The following is a 21762-nucleotide window of genomic DNA, read 5'->3' on the forward strand; positions in this document are numbered from 1 at the left end:
TCAGAGATAAGTCAGCGCAAAGGCGCGCACGGCTTCAGGCAGGTATTCATAGGCGGCACCTGCGGGGATTTTGACCTGTAGGAAGGCGCGGAAGATGACTGTCACCGCGACCCCGAACGCTGCTGCAAGGCCAATGGCCCCAGCGCTTCGGAAACCTGTCCTTACAGCAAGAAAAACCGCGAACAGAACAGTCGATGGCAGGTATCCTAAAAGCGGGACAACCGCGACATAGACCAAAAAATAAGCGACGTATTCAAGGGACCGAAACCAAAACGCCACTTCAGGCCAGCGACCCGGAATGCGGTCTGACATGGCCGAGCTGAGCCAATGCAGAAAGGCAAATACAGCCATTGCCCAAAGCGACACCATTGGCCAAAAGCCGGGCTGCGCAAACCACTTGGTGCGTTTGACAACCTTGGTCTGTTCTCCCAATTGGGTCAGAAGGAAAACAGCAAAAACCAAAAAGGCCAAAGCGAAAACAACATCGCCGGGACGGCGGTATCGTTTGAACATGTCCTGAAGTGTTTTGGCTATCATAGTCCCCTCCCTGACCGATGAAAAAGTCGCGCGGGGATTGCCCCCGCGCGACCCTGAGACTTGTTTATTCGCCCACGAGGGCCTGAATGGCTCCAATCGTTTCGCTGTCGCTTGCGATCTGGGCGTTCGAGGCGTCCGCATCCAGCCAGTAGATCAGAACACCGGTCTCACCGATCAGGTTCTGAGCTTTCTCGGTCTGCAGCGCCTTTTGCGCAGCGGCCGCGATTTTTTCGCGCACCTCTGCCGGAGTGTCCTTGTGAACGAACAGGCCGTTCCAAAGCGCCACGTTCAGATCAGGGTGCAGTTCGCTGACGGTCGGCGTGTCAGGGGTCAGGCTGATGCGCTCGTTGCCAATGCTGGCCAGAACGTTGACGTCATCCATACAGGGCAGGATCAGCTGCAGCGTGGTGTTGATCACATCGACATCGCCGGAAGCCAGCGTGTTGCAGTCCAGCGCATCGAATGCAGCTTCGCTGGCAAAGTCAAAGCCAGAGCTGATTGCGGCGGCAAATGTCACCTGAGTGGGCGGCAGGAACGAGCCGAAGTGACCCAGCGCCACGTCGTTTTCCTTGCCATAGGCGACCAGTTCTTCCCAGTTGGTGAATGGCGCGTCTTTGCCTGATGCAATCACGAACGGATAGGTCATGAAGATGCCGATCGGCTCGAAGGGGTTGGGGGACAGTTCGGGGATGCCGATCTGAGGACCACCGATGGGAACGTCGGTCACGAAGGACCCGATGGTATAGCCATCTGCCGGGGCAGTTGCGACTTCCACCGCGCCGGGGAACGGGCCGCCGCCGCCGCCGGGCTTGTTCACGACTGCGGCAGGAACACCATACATTGCCTGAAATTCGTCCGCGATGATGCGCGTCAGCACGTCTTCCAGATCACCCGGAGGCCACGGTACGACAAAGGAAACCGGCTTCTCTGGGTATTCGGCGAATGCGGCCGTTGCAGAAGCAACAAACACTGCGGCTGTTAGTATTTTCTTCATTGACACCTCCCGTTAGTGGTTCATTATTTGATCCGTGTTAACAAGAATAATGTTGCTTTGTTAAGTTTGTTCTGTCAAGTATTACCTGAACGGGAGGATGTGAATCATATGGGTACTGCCCTGAACGCCCTGAAAATGCTCAACTACTTTTCAAACGCTCGACCGGAGATTGGGCTGAGTCAGTTTGCGCGGTTGTCCGGGTTGAACAAAGCCACCGCGCTGCGTCACCTGCGGGCGCTAGAAGAATATGGGCTGATCGAACAGAACCCCATGACCAAATCCTACGCCGTAGGACCCGCCGCACTGCGTCTGGCCGCATTGCGCCAGATCGCCCGTCCCGGCATCGAAAGTGCCCGCCAGAGAATGCAGGTTGCCATGCAAGACGTCGGCGAAAGCCTACATCTGTCGCTGTTGGAAAAGGACTCGCTGCAAACAGCGCTGGTGGTCGAAACGACGCGCCACAGCGTGCGGGTCAGTCTCGACCCCAGCGAGGTTCTTCCAATCAACGCGACCGCCTCGGGTCTTTGCATGCTCAGCTTTGGACCTTCCTTCCTGCTGGACCGCCTCGGTCAGGAAGAACAGGCGCGATACACTGACGCCACGCTAACCGACCCGGCGCTGATCAAAGAGCGGGTCGCGGCAATCAGCCAAGCCGGTTGGGCCAATAGCAATGGAAGCTATGAAAATGGCGTCTATGGCTATGCGGCGCCCATATTCGGCATTGATCAGATGGCACTGGGAACCATTGCGATTGCCGTTCCCGAAGGTCGCGCCGGAGACGAACGGCTGCCGGAAATCCTGACAGCCCTGCATGCCCTTTCGACTGACCTTACAGCAAGTTTTGGCGGTCAGCTTCCCGATACATTTCCAACTGAATTCCATCCGTAAGCGGGTGGACGCAAACCCCGGAGACCCCAGACATGAAAGACTCGAACTTTCTGAAAGAAAACAACGCACGCTACTTCTGGCACCCGATGGCGCATCCCGCCGACAGCCAGAAGAACCCGCCGACCATTCTGAACGGCGGCGAAGGTGTCAGCATTATCGATGTCGATGGGCACAAGGCACTGGACGCGGTCGGGGGACTTTGGAACGTCAATCTGGGTTATTCCTGCGATCCGGTGAAGCAGGCCATTGCCGATCAGCTGAACGCGCTGCCCTATTATTCGACCTTCCGGGGCACCAGTAACGACAAGGCAATTGAGCTGTCCTATGAACTGGCGCAGTTTTTCGAACCCGACGGCCTGACCCGTGCTTTCTTTACCTCGGGCGGCTCGGATTCGGTCGAGATCGCGCTGAAAATGGCGCGGCAGTACCACAAGGTGCGCGGCGAGGCCGGGCGCACAAAGTTCGTCAGCCTGAAACAGGGCTATCACGGCACCCATTTCGCCGCTGCTTCGGTCAACGGCAATCAGAAATTCCGTGCGGCCTACGAACCGATGTTGCCCGGCTGCTATCATGTGCCCGCACCGTGGACCTATCGGAACCCGTTTGACGAGACTGACCCAGAACGTTTGGCGCAGCTTTGCGTCAAAGCGCTTGAGGCCGAGATTGCATTCCAAGGCGCGAACACGGTTGCGGCTTTCATCATGGAGCCGGTTCTTGGGGCAGGGGGGGTAATCCCGCCGCATAAGAGTTTCATGCCCATGGTGCGCGAAGTCTGTTCAAAAAATGGTATTCTGCTGATCTCGGATGAGATCATCACCGCCTTTGGCCGTACCGGCAGTGAAAGCGGTGCACGGCATTGGGGTGTTCAGCCCGATATCATGACCACGGCCAAGGCCATCACCAATGGTTACTTCCCGTTTGGCGCGGCGATGATCTCTGGTGCGGTTGCCGAAGTGTTCGAAAAGGACACCACCGGCAAGGCATCGGTCGATCAGGGCTATACCTATTCCGGCCATCCGGTTGGTGCCGCAGCGGCCCTTGCTGCGCTGTCTGAGATCAAGCGCCTGCGCGTCTGGGAAAACGCCGCCGCGCGCGGGGACGAGCTGTTTGCCGGGCTGCAGAAACTGGCCGAGAAATACGACGCCATTGGTGATGTGCGCGGAGGCGAGGGGCTGATGTGCGCGCTCGAGCTGGTTTCAGACCGCGCGACCAAGGCGCCTATCGCAAAACACCTGCCGTTGCAGGTTCAGAAAGCGGCCTACGAGGATGGTGTGATGGTGCGCGTATCCGGAAACAACATCATCCTGTCGCCACCGCTGATCATCACGTCCGAGGATGTGGCTAAGATCCTGTCGGCGCTGGATACCGGTCTGGCAACTCTGTGACCACTCGCTTGGCCCTGCCCAAAGCGGGTGGGGTCAAACCCATCGCCGGCCCCGTCAGACTTTGACCGCCTGCAACTCTTCCAGAAGATCCAGCAGCTGGTCGAGTTTTTCGCGGCCCATCTGCGCCTCGATGTTGTTTGCAATCGCCAGAGAGGTGGCAAGGTTATCTTCCAGGACCGAGCGTCCGGCATCGGTAATGCGTACCATAGTACGGCGCTTGTCCAGGTTGTCCTGGCGTCGGGTAATCTGGCCCTCGGCCTCCATCGTGCGCAGGATGCGGGTAAGGCTGGGCAGCAGTAGGCAGGCTTCGTGCGCGATGGTGCTTTGTTCAACCTCGCCGAGCTCGTCCAAAACCCGGAGGGTGCGCCATTTTTGCTCGGTCAGCTGATTGTCGTGCAGCATATCCCGGATCGGCGCCATGACGGTCTCGCGCGCGCGCAACAGCGCAATGGGAAGAGATCGGGCGGTGCTTTTGGTGTGAGATCGTGAGGCCATGCGGTCTTCTAAAGCCCGATTTCGGGAATTGCAAAGATTAACAAGACAAGTTCTTGACAGCATCAAAGCTAAATAGTAAACATGTTAAATAATAAGGGGAGAACGCATGCCACATTTTCACGTCGAGTATTCCGGGAATCTGGAGGACAAGATCGACATAGCTGGCCTGTGTGAATGCATCCGGGCAACGGCTGCCGAGATCGACACCTTTCCTATGCCGGGCATTCGTGTTCGCGCCACGCGGGTTGATCACTATGCGATTGCAGACGGCAACCCGGCGCATGGCTTCATCGACATCTCGGTCCGCTTGCGCGCGGGTCGAACGGGCGACGTGAAGCAGGACGCCACTCAGCGCATTTTTGAGGCCGTCAAAGCCTATCTGGCCCCCGCCTTTTCGCACCATTCTATCGCGCTTTCGCTTGAGATGCGCGACATCGACCCAAAGCTTTCGCCCAAGACCGGTACGATCCGCGATCACCTTGGCGCGACCACGCAGGAGACCTGAAGCATGAGCGCACTGGACACAAACATCGAGAAATTGGCAGGCTTTTTGGCGCGACTCAAAGAGACAGGCATCAAGAACCGCATTGCGGGTGAGGACGTTGCCGGGTCTGGTGGAGTGTTTCAATCTACTTCGCCGGTCGACAAGTCGGTGATCTGCGATGTTGCCCACGGTACCGCAGATGACATTGACGCCGCAGCCAAAGCAGCCCATGCCGCCTTTGCCGAGTGGCGCGACATGCCCGCCGCCGAGCGCCGCCGCATTCTGCTGAATGTGGCGGATGCCATTGAAGCGCGCGCCGAGGAAATCGCTCTGTGCGAATGCTGGGACACCGGCCAGACCCTGCGCTTTATGTCCAAGGCGGCCCTGCGCGGAGCCGAGAACTTTCGCTATTTCGCGGATCAGGTGGTGCAAGCGCGTGACGGTCAGCATCTGAAATCGCCGACCCTGATGAATGTCACCACCCGCGTTCCAATTGGTCCGGTGGGCGTGATCACCCCGTGGAATACGCCGTTCATGCTGTCGACCTGGAAGATCGCGCCTGCTCTGGCGGCAGGCTGCACCGTGGTTCACAAGCCCGCCGAAGATTCGCCCCTGTCAGCCCGCCTGCTGGTCGAGATCGCTGAAGAGGCCGGTCTGCCCAAGGGAGTGCTGAACACTGTGAACGGCTTTGGCCCCGATGCGGGCAAGGCGCTGACCGAGCATCCGTTGATCAAGGCCATCGCCTTTGTCGGTGAAAGCCGCACCGGTAGCATCATCACCAAGCAGGGTGCGGACACGCTGAAGCGGATGCATCTGGAGCTGGGCGGCAAAAACCCTGTGATCGTGTTCGACGACGCCGATCTGGACCGCGCACTGGATGCGGTGATCTTCATGATCTACTCGATCAATGGTGAGCGCTGTACCTCGTCCTCGCGCCTTCTGGTGCAGGACAGTATCAAGGACGAGTTCGAAGCCAAGTTGATCGAACGCGTGAACAACATCAAAGTTGGTCACCCGCTGGACCCGGCAACCGAAATCGGCCCGCTGGTGACAGAGGAGCATTACAACAAGGTCACAAGTTATTTTGACATCGCCAAAGAAGACGGCGCGACCGTCGCAGCCGGTGGTGTGAAACTGGGTGATGAGGGATACTTCATCCGCCCGACACTGTTCACCAACGCCAGCAACCAGATGCGCATCGCGCGTGAGGAAATCTTCGGCCCGGTTCTGACCTCGATCCCGTTCTCGACCGAGGACGAAGCGCTGCGGATGGCCAATGATACGCCTTACGGTCTTACCGGCTACGTCTGGACCAACGACCTGACGCGGGCGCTGCGCTTTACCGATAAGCTTGAGGCCGGAATGATCTGGGTAAACTCGGAAAACGTGCGGCACCTGCCCACGCCTTTCGGTGGGGTCAAGGCCTCGGGCATCGGTCGCGACGGCGGCGACTGGTCGTTCGAGTTCTACATGGAGCAAAAGCACATCGGCTTTGCCACCGGCCAGCACAAGATCATGCAACTGGGCAAGCTGTAACAGCCCGCCCTGACAGAACCTGGAAACGCGCCCACCTCAACCTCCAGGAGGAGACAATGGGAGAAATCGTTCTCGCAGCCAAAATGACCCATGTGCCGACCATGCTGATGTCGGAACAGGAAGGCCCGGTCAAAGGCGCGCGTCAAACCGCGATTGACGGGCATCGGGAAATTGCACGACGCGCAAAAGAGCTGGGCGCAGACACGGTGGTGATCTGCGACACGCATTGGGTCGTCAACGCCGGTTTTCACATCAATGCCAACAAGCATTTCGAAGGCTTGTTCACCTCGAACGAGTTCCCGCAATTCATCAAGGATCTGCCCTATGCATATGACGGTGACCCGGCGCTTGGGGACGCCATAGCCGACATCGCCACAAAAAAAGGCGTACATACTCTCAGTCATCAGGTGGACAGCCTTGAGCTGGAGTACGGGACCCTTGTTCCGATGCGCTTCATGAGCCGCGAGGCGGACTTCAAGGTGGTCTCGATTGCCGCTTGGTGCACCGTTCACAGCCACGAGGAAAGCCGCCTTGTTGGTGAAGCCATCCGCGAAGCGGTCGAGGCTAGCGACAGCAAGGTTCTGCTGGTCGCGTCCGGATCGCTGAGCCACAAGATCTGGCCGAACAAGGACTATGCCGCAAATAATGGTACATTCACCATCAGTTCCGAGTTCAACCGCCAGGTGGATCTGCATGTTCTGGAAATGTGGCAAGCCGGAGATCACGCCACGTTCCTGAAAATGCTGGGTGAATACGCCAACTTCTGCTGTGGCGAAGGCTCGATGCATGACACGGCCATGCTTTATGGCGCGCTGGGTTGGGACTCGTATGATGCGAAGTGCGAGGTTGTTACCGAGTATTTCCCCTCTTCCGGAACCGGGCAAACCAATGTGATCTTCCCGGTAACCTGAACCGGCTGACAGGCGCGTAACGCATTTTTGGAGAGGAGACGATCATGGGAAAGATTGTACAGGCGGCAAAGATTACGCATGTGCCAAGTATCTGGATGTCCCACACGATGCCGAAATATAAAGGCATCCGCCAACCCGCCATCGATGGCTATGCGCGCCTTCGTCAGGATGCGATCAACCGCAAGGTCGACACATTCATCATTTTTGACACGCACTGGATCACCAATCAGGGCTTTCACCTGAACACGAAAGAACACCACAAGGGCCGTTTTATCAGCCATGAACTGCCGCACATGCTGGCGGACATGGAGTTCGATTATCGCGGCGATCACGAACTGGGTGAAACCATACTTGATGTTCTGCGTGAGCGCGGCGAGCGGGCTCTGGGGCATTCGCATCCCGATATGGGGATGGAATACGGTACCTTGCTGCCGATGCACTTTATCAATGACGGTGTGAACGCGCGGGTTCTGCCCGTGGCGGTCAACCAGTTCTCGTCGATTGCCGAAAATCGGGTCTGGGGTGAGGCCATTGCCGAAGGTATCCGACGCTCGGACCGGAACGTCTCGATCCTGGCCTCGGGATCTTTGAGCCATGATTTCACGCCCAATGAGCGCTCTGTCGATGGATTGAACTCGGTGAACGGCGAGTTCAACCGACAGATGGACATGCGTGTGCTGGACCTGTGGGAACAGGGCCGGTTCGAGGAGTTCCTCGAACTATTGCCCGACTACGCCAAGAAATGTGCGGGCGAATGCGCCATGAACGATACCGCCTTGCTGTTCGGAGCCCTTGGTTGGGGCAGCTACAAGGGCAAGATCGACATCTACACCCCGTATTTCGGAAGTTCCGGAACGGGTCAGGCCAATATCAGCTTCTCGGTCTGAGACCGGAACCACAGGGAAAATCGAATGACTGAACTGCGTCTTAACGATCCCAGCCTGCTTGCCGAAAAGGCGCGGGTCGGGTCCAGATGGGTGGATGTGTCCGAGGTTGCAAGCGCGATTGACGTAACCAACCCGGCGACGGGCGAGGTGATCGGCCGGGTGCCCAATCTGGGCGCTGCAGAAACGGCCGATGCAATTGCGGATGCGCAGCGTGCCCAGAAAGACTGGGCCAAACGCACCGCAAAAGAGCGCAGCAAAGTCTTGCGTCGTTGGTACGACCTGATGATGGAAAATCAGGAAGACCTGGGTGCCATTCTGACCGCCGAACAGGGTAAGCCGCTGGCCGAAGCTAAGGGTGAGATTGCCTATGGCGCCAGTTTCATCGAGTGGTTCGCGGAAGAGGCGCGCCGTGCCTACGGCGATGTCACGCCCGGCCATGCGCCGGATAAGCGGATCATCACTGTCAAACAGCCCATCGGCGTTGTGGCCGCGATTACACCATGGAACTTTCCCAACGCCATGATCACCCGCAAGGCCGGTCCGGCCTTTGCTGCGGGCTGTTCTATGGTGTTGAAACCCGCCAGCCAGACACCGTTTTCGGCCATCGCGCTGGCTGTATTGGCCGAGCGCGCAGGGCTGCCCGCGGGTCTGTTCTCGGTCATCACCGGTTCGGCGCGCGCCATCGGAGGTGAGATGACGTCGAGCCCGATGGTGCAAAAGCTGACCTTTACCGGATCGACCGAAATCGGCGCCATGCTCTATGCCCAATGCGCCCCGACGATCAAGAAACTGGGGCTCGAGCTGGGCGGCAACGCGCCGTTCATCGTGTTCGACGATGCCGATCTTGATGCCGCCGTCGAAGGCGCGGTGATCGCCAAGTTTCGCAACAACGGTCAGACCTGCGTGTGCGCAAACCGCATCTATGTGCAGGCCGGGGTCTATGATGCTTTCGCGGAAAAACTGGCGGCCAAAGTGGCGACCCTGCCGACTGGCAACGGGTTTGACGAAGGCACCATCTTTGGCCCGCTGATCGATCAGGCGGCTGTGGACAAGGTGGCTGAACATGTCGAAGACGCGACCTCGAAAGGCGCCAAGGTGGCGCTTGGGGGAAATCCCCACGCTCTTGGCGGCACCTTCTTCGAACCCACCATCCTGACCGGCGTGACTTCGAACATGGCGGTGGCGACCGAGGAAACCTTTGGCCCTGTCGCGCCTTTGTTCAAATTCGAAACCGAAGCCGAGGTTGTGGCCGCTGCCAATGATACCGAATTTGGGCTTGCCTCATATTTCTATTCCCGTGATCTGGCCCGTGTGTGGCGCGTGTCCGAGGGGCTGGAATACGGCATGGTTGGGGTCAACACCGGCCTGATCTCGACCGCCGAAGCCCCGTTTGGTGGCGTCAAGATGTCGGGTCTGGGGCGCGAAGGGTCCCGCTATGGACTCGATGATTTCATGGAACTCAAATACATCTGCATGGGCGGCATCGAACCCGCCGAGGAGGCCTGATGCGCTTTGCGACTTACTCTGCCGACGGCGAAACCCTTTTTGGCGCAATCACGGATGCCGGTGCGACAGCACTGAACGACGCTTTTCCCTCTTTCGGCAGCCTCTACGAGGTAATTGCCGCAGGGGCGTTTGACGATTTGGTCAAGGCCACAGAGGGCAAAGCAGTAACCCACACCGACTTTATCTATGACATGGTGATGCCGGATGCGCGGCGTATCCTGTGTGTCGGGGTGAACTTTCCGGATCGCAATGCGGAATACAAGGATGGCAGTGCGCAGCCGAAATACATGTCGCTGTTCCCGCGTTTTGCCAGCGGTTTTACCGGCCACGACCGTCCGCTGATCCGTCCGCCGGAAAACCACACGCTGGATTACGAAGGCGAGGTTGCCATTGTCATTGGCAAGACCGGTCGCCGGATTTCGCAAGAGGATGCCTATGACCATATCGCGGCCCTGACCCTGTGCAACGAAGGCACGATCCGCGACTGGGTGCGCCACGCCAAGTTCAACGTCACCCAAGGCAAAAACTGGGACAGCACAGGTGCCATCGGCCCATGGCTTGTACCCTTTACCGATGCGGCGCAACTTGATGACGCCCGCATTCAGACCCATGTGAATGGCGAGCTGCGTCAGGACGACACCCTGAACCGCATGATGTTCCCGATCCGGCGCGAGATCGAGTACATCTCGACCTTCATGACCCTGCAGCCGGGCGATATCATCGTCACTGGCACGCCGACCGGGGCAGGGGCGCGGTTTGATCCCCCGAAGTATCTGGCGCCGGGCGACGTGGTTGAGGTCTCGGTCGAAGGCATCGGCACGCTGCGCAACACGGTTGAGGACGAACAGCCATGACCCCTGAGGATCACACACGCGCCGCCGCCGATCTGTTGCAGGCTGAGCGTACGCGTGAACAGATCGGCCTTCTGACCCTGCGCCACCCCGAGATGGGCATGGACGATGCCTATGAGGTTCAAAATGCCATCTATCGCCAGAAACTGGCCGAGGGGCGCAAGGTGATCGGATGGAAGATCGGCCTGACCTCAAAAGCAATGCAATACGCGCTGAACATCGACATTCCCGACAGTGGTATCCTTTTCGATGACATGGCCTTCGAACACGGCGGAACGGTCCCGGCGGGTCGTTTCATCCAGCCGCGAATTGAAGCGGAGCTTGCATTTGTGATGAAATCCGCGGTCGGCGGCGAAAACGTCACCCGCGACGATGTCATTGCCGCCACGGATTACGTCGCGCCCTCGATCGAAATCCTTGATACCCGTATTCAACGCGTTGACCCGGAAACAGGCAAACCGCGCACGGTATTCGACACGATCAGCGACAATGCTGCGAATGCCGGCATCGTGTTGGGCGCGGAGCGTCACGCGGTGGATGCCTTTGACCTGCGCTGGGTGGGAGCCTTGACCTTCCGCAATGGCGAGATCGAGGAAACCGGTCTGGGCGCGGGAGTTCTGAACGATCCAGTTGAGAGCGTCGTCTGGCTGGCCCGCCGCATGGCGCAATACGGCCAAAGCATTGAGCGCGGTCAGATCATCCTGTCCGGCAGCTTTATCCGTCCGGTCGAATGCCCCTCTGGTACTGAGATCCATGCCGATTTCGGGCCATTCGGCTCGGTCGATATCAATTTTGCCTGAAAGGAACGCCGCACATGCCTGCGCCGAAGAACACCTTCAAAGCCGCTCTTAAGGCGGGGCAGCCGCAGATCGGCTGCTGGGTCGGGATGGCCAACAGCTATACGGCTGAGATTGCAGCAACCGCGCAGTTCGACTGGCTGTTGGTTGACGGGGAACACGCGCCGAACGATCTCCGCTCGATCCTTGAGCAGGTGCAGGTGATAGAGGGATCGGGCAGCACTCCGGTCGCGCGCCTGCCGATTGGCGAGACCTGGATGATCAAGCAATATCTGGACGCAGGCGTACAGAACCTTCTGGTGCCTATGGTCGAAAGCGGCGATCAGGCGCGTGAACTGGTGCGGGCGGTGCATTACCCACCACATGGCGTACGGGGTGTGGGCTCGGCACTGGCGCGGGCCTCGCGGTTTGCAGCGATCCCGGACTACCTGAAAACGGCGGACGAACAGATTTGCCTGCTGGTGCAGGTGGAAAACCAAAAGGGTCTGGCAGCGCTGGACGAAATTCTGGCCACCGATGTGGATGGGGTGTTTATCGGCCCATCCGATCTGGCCGCCGACATGGGCCATATCGGCAATGCCGGTCATCCGGAAGTGGTCGCGGCCGTATTGGACGCGCTCACCCGCATCGTGGCGGCGGGCAAGGCGGCAGGTGTCCTGACCCTTGATCCGGCGATGCAGCGCAAATGCCTAGATCTGGGGGCCACGTTCGTAGCGACCAATATCGACGTTACACTGTTTGCGACGGCGATGCGGAACGCCGCCAAGGCGGGGCTGAGCCTGCTGCCGGATCAGACCGCCTCGGGCGTTGCCCAAACCGCCGTGGCCAGCAAATACCTGCAGCAGCTGTGCAAACACTGGTCGCACAAGGCTGAGGTGTTCTTTGACGAAACGAAGGGCAGCGTGGCCTTTCCGGATGGCGACAGTGTGACCCTGGAAGCGAAGGACGAAAGCCTGACGATTACCGCTGCGACCGGCCCGCGCGGCGACTTGGCGCGCTGGAAAGACGTGATCGAAGCCCATCTGGTGCGGTTTGCCTTTCGGGAAGAGTTCCGCATCGACTGGTCTGAATAAGAGCGCCTGAAAATGCCTGAACCTATCTATGCCATCGGCGACATCCACGGTCAGTTGCACATGCTGGAGGACGCGTTGGCGCGCATTGAAAAAGACGGCGGGGCTGATGCCCAAATCGTCTTTATCGGTGACTACACCGATCGCGGCGCTCACAGCCGCGAGGTTCTGGATCTGTTGGCGAAAGGTCAGTCTGACGGCAGGAACTGGACGTTCCTGCGCGGCAACCACGACCAGATGTGCGCCATGTTTCTTGAAGACTACCCAAGAAACGATGCGCGCCTGCTGGTCGGCTATCATTGGCTGCACCCCCGAATAGGTGGAATCGAGACGTTGAGATCTTATGGAGTTGACGTAGACGGGGGCGACCGAACCTATCAGATCCACGCCAGAGCCAAAGCTGCCGTTCCGCAGGCCCATATTGATTTTCTGGCAGGCCTGTTGCCGTACTATCAGCACGAAGATCTGCTGTTCGTCCACGCAGGCATTCAGCCTGGTGTTCCCTTGCAGCTTCAGGACCCCGACGAACTGATCTGGATCCGGGAAGAGTTCCTAAACTACGCGGACCCTCATCCATGGCTGGTCGTTCACGGCCATACGCATGTCTCCGCCGCGGAACATCATAGTAACCGCGTGAACATCGATACAGGCGCTGGATACGGCAAAGCACTGACCGCCGCTGTTTTTGAGGGATCAGAATGCTGGTTATTGCAGGATGACGGGCGAAAACGCCTGACCCACGCCGGGTCCTGAATACCGGCTGTCACTTCAGCCACCCCACCATGGCGGCCGCATTGGCGTTGGTCGTTCGGACGTTTCACGACACCCCTTCATCCCTATTAGTGTTCCACCGCCGGTTTCGGCTGCGTTATGTCGTTTCTTGCAATGAGATATCGCAATCGGTGAGGTGGCGCATTCGCGAATCCTTCAGTTTTGGGGCCAGGATTGGAGACAGGCCCTATGAACACTCGTACAGCTTCGCGCTCTGGTGGGCGCTCAGCGCGCCGCGCCCTGCGCACTGCGCCAAACTTTCAGATGCTTCCGGGCCTGACCCGCGCGATCCCCGATTGTGAGGTCATGGACGGCAGCCAGGTGGAACGTATCGACGCCGCCGCGATGGACATTCTGGAAAATGTCGGCGTCCAGTTCCGCGACCCGATCGCGCTGGAAGACTGGAAGAAAGCCGGCGCCAAGGTCGTTGGAGAGCTGGTCTATCTGGATCGCAACATGGTGCGCGAGCTGATCTCGACCATCCCGGCGCAGTTCACCTATCACGCCCGCAACCCGGCCAATAACGTCAAGCTGGGCGGCAAGCACTCGGTCTTCGTGCCGATGACCGGCGCGCCGTTCCTGCGCGATCTGGACGATGTGCGCCGCAACCCGTTGCTGGAAGATCTGGCGATGTTCCACAAACTGAGCCACATGATGCCGGCGCTGCACAGCTCGGCCCACCACATTGTCGAGCCCTATGACCACCCGATCAGCCAGCGGCATCTGCGGATTACGTACTCATCGATGAAATACTCGGACAAGATGTTCATGGGCATGACCACCTCGCCCAAGAACGCCGAGGATGTGATGGATATGTGCGATATCCTGTTTGGCGAAGGCTTCATCGACGATCACCCGGTGACCACCGGCAACTGCAACGGCAACAGCCCGCTGGTCTGGGATGAGACCATGCTGGGCGCCATGCGTGCTTTCTGCCGCCGCAACCAGCCGGTGCTGTGCTCGCCCTTCGTTCTGGGCGGTGCCAACACGCCCGCATCCGTTCCGGCCACCGTGGCGCAGCTGACCGCCGAGGCGCTGTCGGCACTGGCCTACACGCAAGTGATCCGCAAAGGCGCGCCGGCGATCTGGGGGCACTATCTGTCGACGGTGTCGATGAAGTCGGGTGCACCGATGGCGGGCACGCCCGAGATCAGCCTGATGAACTTCATGATTGGTCAGATGGCGCGGTTCTATGACGTGCCATGGCGGACCTCGAACACGCTGGGCGGAGCCAAGACCTTTGACGCGCAGGCGGGCTATGAATCGGCAACCACGCTGGGCGCGGTTGTGCATGCGGGTGCCAACTATATCTGGCACTCGGCCGGCTGGAACGAGGCGGGGATGCACTGTTCCGTCGCCAAGTTCATCGTCGATGCCGAGCAATGCGCGATGGCCTACCGCATGGCCGAGGGCCCGAAATGGCATGACTTCGATCAGGCGCTGTCAGCGGTGCCGGATGTGGGCCCCGGCGGCCACTACCTGGGTCATCCGCACACGCAGGAGAACTTCCAGACCGCGTTCTTCATGCCGGAACTGTTCGACAACAACTCGATCGAGCAATGGCAGGCCGAGGGCAGCGTCGAGATCACAGAGCGCGCCCTGAAACACGCCCGCAAACTGCTGGGCGAATATCAGGAGCCGAAGCTGGACGAGGCCAGGAACGAAGAACTGCTGGACTACATCGCCCGCCGCGAACGCGAAATCCCGGCCGCCGATGAACTGAACCAGAGCTTCTAAGCACACAACTCACTCCCCGACTGGCCTGCCCAAAAGATCGGGCAGGCCTTTTTGTCGCTTGATGTCGCCGCTAGGATTGTCTGCGCAGCTGTTCAAGTTTGCCAAAATTGACATCAACGATGTTTCAGCGCAAAACAAGAATACCTCGGATAGCGACGACAGCTCAGACACTATCGACCACCTTGTCGATGGAAGGGTCGCGGCAAAACACGCTGCTTAAGATAGCTGGCTTGACGCTGTACGCTGAGCTGCGCATTAACCTTTCGGGAAATACCCCTGCTCTTGATACTGCGCGGTTTGTTCCGCGCAGTTTTGCTTTTGAAACGAAGGCCGCCATGTCCAAAACACAGCACTTTATCTTCTTGCTCATCGAAGAGTTCTCGCACCTCGCGTTTTCCTGCGCGGTGGAACCCCTTCGGATAGCAAACCTTGTGCAGGGTGAAGAGTTGTACAAATGGTCGATTCTGTCCGAAAACGGGGAAACGGTCACCTGTTCAAATGGCATTAGGACCGTTGTGGATGGCGGGCTGACCGATATCGTCAAATGTGATCGGCTGTTTGTTCTGTCCGGCATAAATATGCAGTCACACGTATCCCGTTCGCTGCTTGCCACACTCAGACGTGAGCGGGCCGGCGGTACGAAGATTGGCGCATTGTGTTCCGGCGCCTGGTTGCTGGCAGAGGCGGGTTTTCTGGATGGAACCGACGCGGCCATACACTGGGAGTACCACGACAGTTTTATGGAGGCCTTTCCCGAGGTCAATCTGGTGCGCAGCGTGTTCAGCGTCGATGGCAAGTTCGTAACTGCATCCGGCGGCACAGCGACTGCGGACCTGATGCTTCATCTGATCGAAGAGGACCACAGCCATGACCTTGCCGTCGCTGTGTCAGACCAGATGGTATACAATGCCGTTCGCAATGCCACGGCAGAACAGCGTGTTTCGATCCAATCCAGAAACGGAATGCGAAACGCCCATTTGGCCAAAGCCATTCAGATCATGGAAAACTCGATCGAGGTGCCAGTTTCGCCATCCAAGATCGCGACAGAAATCGGGATATCGACGCGTCAGCTGGAGCGTTTGTTTGGCAAGTACCTGAATGCGTCGCCGAAGAAGTACTTTATGGAAATGCGGCTGGATCGGGCGCGCAAGCTGTTGTTGCAGACAGAATCCTCGGTTACCGAAGTTGCGTTTGCCTGCGGGTTCGAAAACCCCGGCCATTTCGCGCGGGTGTACCGGGCCCATTTTGGCGTTACCCCGCATCTGCAAAAGAACAAGATCGGGTGATATGGGTCCCTGCCGGAATAGGGTTGGCTAGCGGGGTCTTCGGTTACTCACTTTCCGCCCTATACATCCGCTTGTTCTGTGGGTAAGAGCAGCGCTTCGATTATGATCCGTGTGTTGGACGCTCTGAGGGTGACAGCATCACCTTAGAAAGCCGAACCATGAAACAAACTCTCGCAGATGCGCTGCAGCGCAAAGGATATACCACCCTGACCCCCGTTCAGGAGGCCGTAACCGCAGCTGAACTGCAGGGGCGGGACATGCTGGTTTCAGCACAGACCGGATCGGGGAAAACCATCGGGTTTGGTCTGGCTGTGGCGCCGACCATTCTGGGTGAGGCACAGGTCTTCGATACAGCAGGCGCGCCTTTGGCACTGGTCATCGCGCCGACGCGAGAGCTTGCGATGCAGGTCAAGCGCGAATTGGCGTGGCTTTATGCGGATGCGGGGGCCTTCATCGCCTCATGCGTTGGTGGCATGGATATGCGCGATGAACGCCGGGCGCTGTCGCGGGGGGCGCATATCGTGGTCGCAACACCGGGGCGTTTGCGCGATCATATCATGCGCGGGTCAATCGATCTGACGGAAGTACGCGCCGTCGTTCTGGATGAAGCCGACGAAATGCTCGACCTCGGGTTCCGTGAGGATCTGGAGTTCATACTTGAAGAAACGCCGACGGACCGCCAGACGTTGCTGTTCTCGGCCACGGTTCCCCGCGCGATTGTCAGCCTCGCCGCCCGATATCAACAAGATGCCGAGCGTGTCAGCACTGTCAGTGAACGGGCGCAGCACGCCGATATCGAATACCGAGCGATGAGCGTCGCGCCCCGGGACGGTGAAAACGCGATCATCAACGTGCTGCGGTTTTATGAGGCACCAAACGCCATTGTTTTCTGCAATACGCGTGCCATGGTCAGCCGCCTGACGGCCCGCCTGTCGAACCGTGGGTTCTCGGTTGTGGCGCTGTCCGGTGAGTTGACCCAAAGCGAACGGTCCAACGCCCTTCAGGCCATGCGTGACGGGCGCGCCCGTGTCTGCGTGGCAACCGATGTCGCCGCGCGCGGGATCGACCTGCCGAACCTGGATCTGGTGGTTCATGCCGAGCTGCCCAACAGCCACGAAACCCTTCTGCACCGCTCGGGCCGAACCGGACGGGCAGGGCGCAAAGGGGTCAGTGCTTTGGTCGTTCCCCCGTCTTCGTTCAAAAAGGCGCAGCGTTTGCTGAAATTCGCCAAATTGACAGCCGAATGGGGGTCTGCCCCTTCGGCAGACGAGGTCAATGCGCAGGACCTGCAGCGGATGTTCGGCTCGGACGACTGGCAAGCAGATGTAACCGAGACCGAACGCGCGTCCGTTGACGAATTGGTTGCGCGGTACTCGCCCGAGCAGCTTGCTGCGGCCTATGTCCGTCAATATCAGCAACAGCATTCCGCACCGGAAGAGTTGAGCGACGTCAAAGATGCCGGGCCAAAGCCGTCCGCGCCTTTTGGTCCGAGCGTCTGGTTCTCAGTATCGGAAGGGCGCAACGAAAACGCGTCTCCGCGCTATTTGCTGCCGATGATCTGCAAAGCGGGGAACATCACCAAATCCGATGTCGGTGCGATCCGTATAGCTGACGAAGTGACCTATATCGAAATTCGCGAAAGCAGCGTTCCCGGCTTTTTGGACGCGATCGGGCCCCAGATGAAGGTCGAAGGCACAAAGGACATCGTGAAACTGGACGCAGCCCCCGATGTCTCGAGGCCGCCAAAAGCAGGCCCCAAGCGGGGTGTGAAAGGCAAGAAAACCTGGGAGAAGTCCGGGCAAAAACCCCCACGCCTCGCCGAGCCGCAACCCGCAAAGGCACGAAAAAAGGCGGCGCCCAAGCCTGCGGACAAGGTGAAAGCCGATGCCAAGCCTAAACGTGACCGTGACAGCGTAGGCAAAAAACCGGACCGCCGCCCCAAGGGCCCGCCGCCGCCGAAGGGTAAGCCTAGTAGCAAGAAAAACCGCGCCCGCGCGGCTGCGGCAAAGGGCGGCAACGCCATGCCGAGGCGGTCGAAGTAAGGAAAGCGCTTGCTAATAGTCCAGCTGCGCCCTGATTGGATTTCAACAAGGGCCGCACTGGAAAGCCGCATGCTTTCCGACTAAAAAATGGCCAGTCTGAGGCTTCAAAAAAATCATGCACTTGGGCTTCTGAACTCCAGAGGCCCGAGACCTCGTGGATTTCTGGCTCCACAACCGTATTTCGGTCCTGCGCTCAATGCGCAGACGTGGGCCCGGGCGAGTAGCCCATGCAAGCCGCTGTGAAGACTGGCATTGTGTCGATAAAAGAGTTCCAACGACCAATTAGATCGGCCTAGAAAACTACCCCTCTTTTGTGAGAGGGTTCAGTTAAAGTCTAAGCGAGTGATGCATCTGGATGATTTCGGTCACGCTGGCGATCTGGTTCGGAATTGGAGACGACAGTGAGTGGTGAAGAGAAAAATCCCATCCCAGCACATGTGGAACTAGACCCCGATCACGAGGACTCCATCGTTCGATGGTGTAACCGCATGATCCGTCACGGTGTCAGAGCATTGTCAGTTCTAATGCTGGGTATCATCCTGTTGGCCATAATTGACGCCGGTTTCACGACGTATCTGAAGTTGATGGAGCCGCCTGTTTATATCCTTGAGGTCAGTGACCTTCTCGCTGTATTCAGCGCCGTGTTGGTCGTTCTCATCGCGATAGAGATCTATACAAACATAACTCTCTATCTGACCGCCGATGTCATCCACATTAAGCTTGTTGTCGCAACAGCGTTGATGGCGGTCGCTCGAAAGATCATCACACTCGACGACAAAAACCTGGAGCCTCAGTACTTTCTCGGTTACGCAGCAATCGGTCTGGCGTTGGGCGTAACTTATTGGCTTATAGACAGAAAGCCATAGGTTAAACCGGTTGTTCATTCCCGTCCCTGCTGCGAAATCGTTTTCGGAACTTGGAAGAGCACTCTGTTCCGCGCATGCGATCTGGCCTAAGCCCTCGCGATCCCGCAAGATAATCGGATTCTACCAAAAAAACACCCCAACGCGGGCGACCGCAAAAAAACGGCATTGTAGCGCGTCTGATCGATTTAGAATTTCTGCAGCAAATGATCGAATTCAAATTGGGCCATCCTGATTTTAGGCCCGGGTCGGAAATGAGTGACGCTACTAACACATGTCCCCGGGGTATGAGCTGCAATCCAGGCTGACACTCAGGAACGACCACATGCAAGTAATTAGCGCCCGACCAGTTTGGCCTTTGCGTTTTGACTCGGCCTGATGGTTCCATTGCACTGCAATTAGACGGCCATGAGACAGAGATGCGCGATGCAAGTTGACATAAAGCTAAAGAAACCCACCGGCACCGAGGCCGCTATTGGTTGTGCCGGAAGCCACACTGCCGTCGCCGACAGACCTGAGGGGAAAGCAGGTGGGCAAGGGTTTGGCTTATAGGGCTTGAATTGTTCTGAGGCGCCAATGCTGCAGTCTGAGCGCAGTAGATTGTGCCGGGAATTTCAGTTTGCTAACGTCAAATACGCGCTGGGGAGGGCGTGTACACCTATATGTTGGACTATTCGCACAACGCCTGGCTTGTTGCGGCATCTTTAGCCGTGGCGCTGATGGCCGGATTTACCGGTCTTTACCTGACCCATGGGGCATCCCGGTTGGACAGCCAGCGCCGCAAACTTGTGGTTGCTCTGGCGGCGGTCATTCTGGGTGGCGGTATCTGGTCGATGCATTTCGTTGCCATGCTGGGACTGCAACTGCCGATCCTGTTTTACTACGACGCTCTGATCACGCTGATCTCTGCGCTTGTTGCGATTCTGATGGTTGGGCTGGCGCTTTTGTTGCTGCATTTTCGCCCGCGCACGCCTCAGACGATGATCGGATCCGGTGTAATCGTGGGTCTGGGGATCGTGGTGATGCACTACATCGGTATGGCCGGAATGCAGCTATGCCGCCCCGTGTATAGTGTTCTGGATGTTACTCTGGCGACGTTGGCCTCGGTGGTTCTGTCGGTCGCGGCCATCTGGGTTGCTTATGGCAACCGCACGCAACGCAATATCCTGCTGGGTACAGTTTGCTTTGGACTGGCTGTTTTTACCATGCACTTCGTAGCAACCGGTATGACCGAGTTTGTGGCAAGCGACAGCGCTGGCGGTGCGGGGCCCGCGCTGGACAATCAGGTTCTTGCGATGGGCGTCACCGTTTCGGTTTTCCTGATCTGCGGAGCTTTTCTGTTGACCGGGATCTCGTTCATCGAGCCCAAGGAGAGGCCTGAACCGGAACGCACCCCGGAACCCGCAACAACCCTGCGCGCCGGTGTTCCGTTCGAGCGTGAAGGCCAGACATATTTCACAGAGCCCGCCAGCATTGCCGCCATTCGGGCCGAGGGGCATTACACCGTTCTATACATGGGTGCCGAAAAACTGTTTTGCCCCTGGTCGATCACCGAGGCCGAAAACCGCCTTAAACCAGACGGGTTTTTGCGTGCCCATCGAAGCTATCTGGTGAACCCCAAACACGTCTCGAGCTTTGAGCGTCACAAGGACAATGGCACCTGCTATTTTGACGGGGTCGACGCCTTGACCAAAGTGCCGGTCAGCCGGTCCCGTCTGACGGATATTCGCGAGGCCTTGGGCCTTTGATCGCAGTTCGTGCAGCCTATTCGCATTTCGTGAAACAAGCTGCGCGACCTGTTCCCGACCGCTGGAAGCGTTAGGGCGCACGTTCTTTCCTACTCCACAGGTCCCCCAAGGCACATAGCTCGGACCCAGGGAGGAAAAATATGATACCAGCCGGTTTTGAGTATCACCGGCCAGGCGACATCGCCTCGGCTATTGGCATTCTACAGGAACACGGAGACGAAGCGCGGGTGATAGCAGGCGGGCACAGTCTGATCCCCATGATGAAGCTGCGCATGGCCGAGATGGGCCATTTGGTCGATCTTCAGGCAATTGACGAGTTGAAAGGCATTGAGGTCGGATCCGACACCGTGACGCTTGGCGCGATGGTCACGCAGCATGAGTTAATTACTCATGAAGGACTGGCCACCGCCATCCCACTGATCCGTGAGGCGGCTCTACAGATTGCAGATCCCCAAGTTCGGTACATGGGTACCGTTGGAGGCAATGTCGCTAACGGTGATCCAGGCAATGACATGCCGGGGCTGATGCAGTGTCTGAACGCCACGTTCGAGCTGTCTGGCCCTGACGGCAACCGCAGCGTCGCTGCCCGGGATTTCTACGAGGCGGCTTATTTCACCGCACGTGATGATGAGGAAATCCTGACCCGGATTTCGATCCCCGTGCCGGGTACAGGTATTGGCCAGGCCTATGAAAAGCAAAAACGCAAGATCGGTGACTATGCGACGGCTGCGGCTGCGGTGATGGTCGGCAATGGTCAGGCTTCGGTCGCAATGACCAACCTGGCAGACACACCCATCTGGTCCGAAGACGCAAGCAATGCGCTGGCCAATGGGGACGTCAGCGGCTGTGTCGCAGCGATGCTCGACGCGATCGACCCGGTGGCCGACAACCGCGGCCCCGTCGAATTCAAGAAACACGTGGCGGCTGTGATGCTGCGCCGCGCCATCGACCGTGCGCAAAGCCGCGTGGTCTGA

The 21762-nt window shown here is 58.3% G+C and carries 20 protein-coding genes; 17 read left to right on the forward strand and 3 right to left on the reverse strand.

All coding sequences use genetic code 11. From position 1 onward, the window contains the following. Both ACXAGD_RS20575 and ACXAGD_RS20580 read right to left on the reverse strand, forming a co-directional pair. Nucleotides 1-537 (reverse strand): tripartite tricarboxylate transporter TctB family protein, encoded by a 537-nt coding sequence (locus tag ACXAGD_RS20575; protein WP_475213547.1) that lies wholly within the window; start codon nucleotides 535-537, stop codon nucleotides 1-3. A 64-nt stretch (nucleotides 538-601) separates the two neighbouring features. Continuing rightward, the gene (locus tag ACXAGD_RS20580) at nucleotides 602-1531 is read right to left on the reverse strand and encodes a tripartite tricarboxylate transporter substrate binding protein (RefSeq protein WP_475213549.1); all 930 of its coding nucleotides are present in this window, start codon (nucleotides 1529-1531) and stop codon (nucleotides 602-604) included. A 108-nt stretch (nucleotides 1532-1639) separates the two neighbouring features. Between ACXAGD_RS20580 and ACXAGD_RS20585 the strand changes: the two genes are divergently transcribed. Beyond that, nucleotides 1640-2419, forward strand: a complete 780-nt coding sequence (locus ACXAGD_RS20585) for an IclR family transcriptional regulator (RefSeq protein ID WP_475213551.1) — start codon at nucleotides 1640-1642, stop codon at nucleotides 2417-2419. 32 nt (nucleotides 2420-2451) lie between these two features. After that, nucleotides 2452-3804, forward strand: a complete 1353-nt coding sequence (locus ACXAGD_RS20590; protein WP_475213553.1) for an aminotransferase class III-fold pyridoxal phosphate-dependent enzyme — start codon at nucleotides 2452-2454, stop codon at nucleotides 3802-3804. Nucleotides 3805-3858: 54 nt separating this feature from the next. Here ACXAGD_RS20590 and hpaR read toward each other — a convergent pair whose 3' ends face one another. Continuing rightward, entirely contained in the window at nucleotides 3859-4299 is a 441-nt protein-coding gene (gene hpaR / locus ACXAGD_RS20595) for a homoprotocatechuate degradation operon regulator HpaR (protein WP_475213555.1), read from the reverse strand. 106 nt (nucleotides 4300-4405) lie between these two features. On the opposite strand from hpaR, the gene ACXAGD_RS20600 reads away from it, so the two are divergent. The 15 genes from ACXAGD_RS20600 to ACXAGD_RS20670 all read left to right on the forward strand — a co-directional run bounded on the left by ACXAGD_RS20600 (nucleotide 4406) and on the right by ACXAGD_RS20670 (nucleotide 21762). Then, nucleotides 4406-4804, forward strand: a complete 399-nt coding sequence (locus ACXAGD_RS20600) for a 5-carboxymethyl-2-hydroxymuconate Delta-isomerase (RefSeq protein WP_475213557.1) — start codon at nucleotides 4406-4408, stop codon at nucleotides 4802-4804. Between the two features lie 3 nt (nucleotides 4805-4807). Continuing rightward, nucleotides 4808-6319: a 5-carboxymethyl-2-hydroxymuconate semialdehyde dehydrogenase gene (hpaE, locus tag ACXAGD_RS20605; protein ID WP_475213559.1), complete on the forward strand. Its 1512-nt coding sequence runs from the start codon at nucleotides 4808-4810 to the stop codon at nucleotides 6317-6319. 56 nt (nucleotides 6320-6375) lie between these two features. Beyond that, nucleotides 6376-7230 (forward strand): 3,4-dihydroxyphenylacetate 2,3-dioxygenase, encoded by an 855-nt coding sequence (hpaD, locus tag ACXAGD_RS20610; protein ID WP_475213561.1) that lies wholly within the window; start codon nucleotides 6376-6378, stop codon nucleotides 7228-7230. A gap of 44 nt (nucleotides 7231-7274) precedes the next feature. Beyond that, nucleotides 7275-8117 (forward strand): 3,4-dihydroxyphenylacetate 2,3-dioxygenase, encoded by an 843-nt coding sequence (gene hpaD, locus ACXAGD_RS20615; protein WP_475213562.1) that lies wholly within the window; start codon nucleotides 7275-7277, stop codon nucleotides 8115-8117. Between the two features lie 24 nt (nucleotides 8118-8141). Further along, complete coding sequence (locus ACXAGD_RS20620; RefSeq protein ID WP_475213564.1) at nucleotides 8142-9623, forward strand: NAD-dependent succinate-semialdehyde dehydrogenase; 1482 nt, start codon at nucleotides 8142-8144, stop codon at nucleotides 9621-9623. After that, complete coding sequence (locus ACXAGD_RS20625) at nucleotides 9623-10477, forward strand: fumarylacetoacetate hydrolase family protein (protein ID WP_475213566.1); 855 nt, start codon at nucleotides 9623-9625, stop codon at nucleotides 10475-10477. Before ACXAGD_RS20620 ends, ACXAGD_RS20625 begins: the two co-directional genes overlap by 1 nt. Beyond that, entirely contained in the window at nucleotides 10474-11274 is an 801-nt protein-coding gene (gene hpaH, locus ACXAGD_RS20630) for a 2-oxo-hept-4-ene-1,7-dioate hydratase (protein WP_475213567.1), read from the forward strand. Before ACXAGD_RS20625 ends, hpaH begins: the two co-directional genes overlap by 4 nt. 14 nt (nucleotides 11275-11288) lie before the next feature. Continuing rightward, nucleotides 11289-12344: an aldolase/citrate lyase family protein gene (locus ACXAGD_RS20635; protein ID WP_475213569.1), complete on the forward strand. Its 1056-nt coding sequence runs from the start codon at nucleotides 11289-11291 to the stop codon at nucleotides 12342-12344. A gap of 12 nt (nucleotides 12345-12356) precedes the next feature. Further along, a complete protein-coding gene (locus ACXAGD_RS20640; RefSeq protein ID WP_475213571.1) occupies nucleotides 12357-13094 on the forward strand; it encodes a metallophosphoesterase family protein in 738 nt (245 codons plus the stop codon). A gap of 207 nt (nucleotides 13095-13301) precedes the next feature. Further along, entirely contained in the window at nucleotides 13302-14849 is a 1548-nt protein-coding gene (locus ACXAGD_RS20645; RefSeq protein WP_475208228.1) for a trimethylamine methyltransferase family protein, read from the forward strand. A 335-nt stretch (nucleotides 14850-15184) separates the two neighbouring features. Beyond that, on the forward strand, nucleotides 15185-16135 hold the full coding sequence (locus tag ACXAGD_RS20650) for a GlxA family transcriptional regulator (protein ID WP_475213573.1): 951 nt from the start codon (nucleotides 15185-15187) through the stop codon (nucleotides 16133-16135). 158 nt (nucleotides 16136-16293) lie between these two features. Next, entirely contained in the window at nucleotides 16294-18177 is a 1884-nt protein-coding gene (locus ACXAGD_RS20655) for a DEAD/DEAH box helicase (protein ID WP_475213575.1), read from the forward strand. 401 nt (nucleotides 18178-18578) lie between these two features. Further along, the gene (locus ACXAGD_RS20660; protein ID WP_475213577.1) at nucleotides 18579-19043 is read left to right on the forward strand and encodes a phosphate-starvation-inducible PsiE family protein; all 465 of its coding nucleotides are present in this window, start codon (nucleotides 18579-18581) and stop codon (nucleotides 19041-19043) included. Nucleotides 19044-19702: 659 nt separating this feature from the next. Continuing rightward, nucleotides 19703-20788, forward strand: coding sequence for an MHYT domain-containing protein (locus tag ACXAGD_RS20665; protein WP_475213579.1), 1086 nt, complete (start codon nucleotides 19703-19705; stop codon nucleotides 20786-20788). Nucleotides 20789-20928: 140 nt separating this feature from the next. Then, nucleotides 20929-21762 (forward strand): FAD binding domain-containing protein, encoded by an 834-nt coding sequence (locus ACXAGD_RS20670; protein ID WP_475213581.1) that lies wholly within the window; start codon nucleotides 20929-20931, stop codon nucleotides 21760-21762.

This window comes from Ruegeria sp. ABF4_144 (assembly GCF_056160045.1).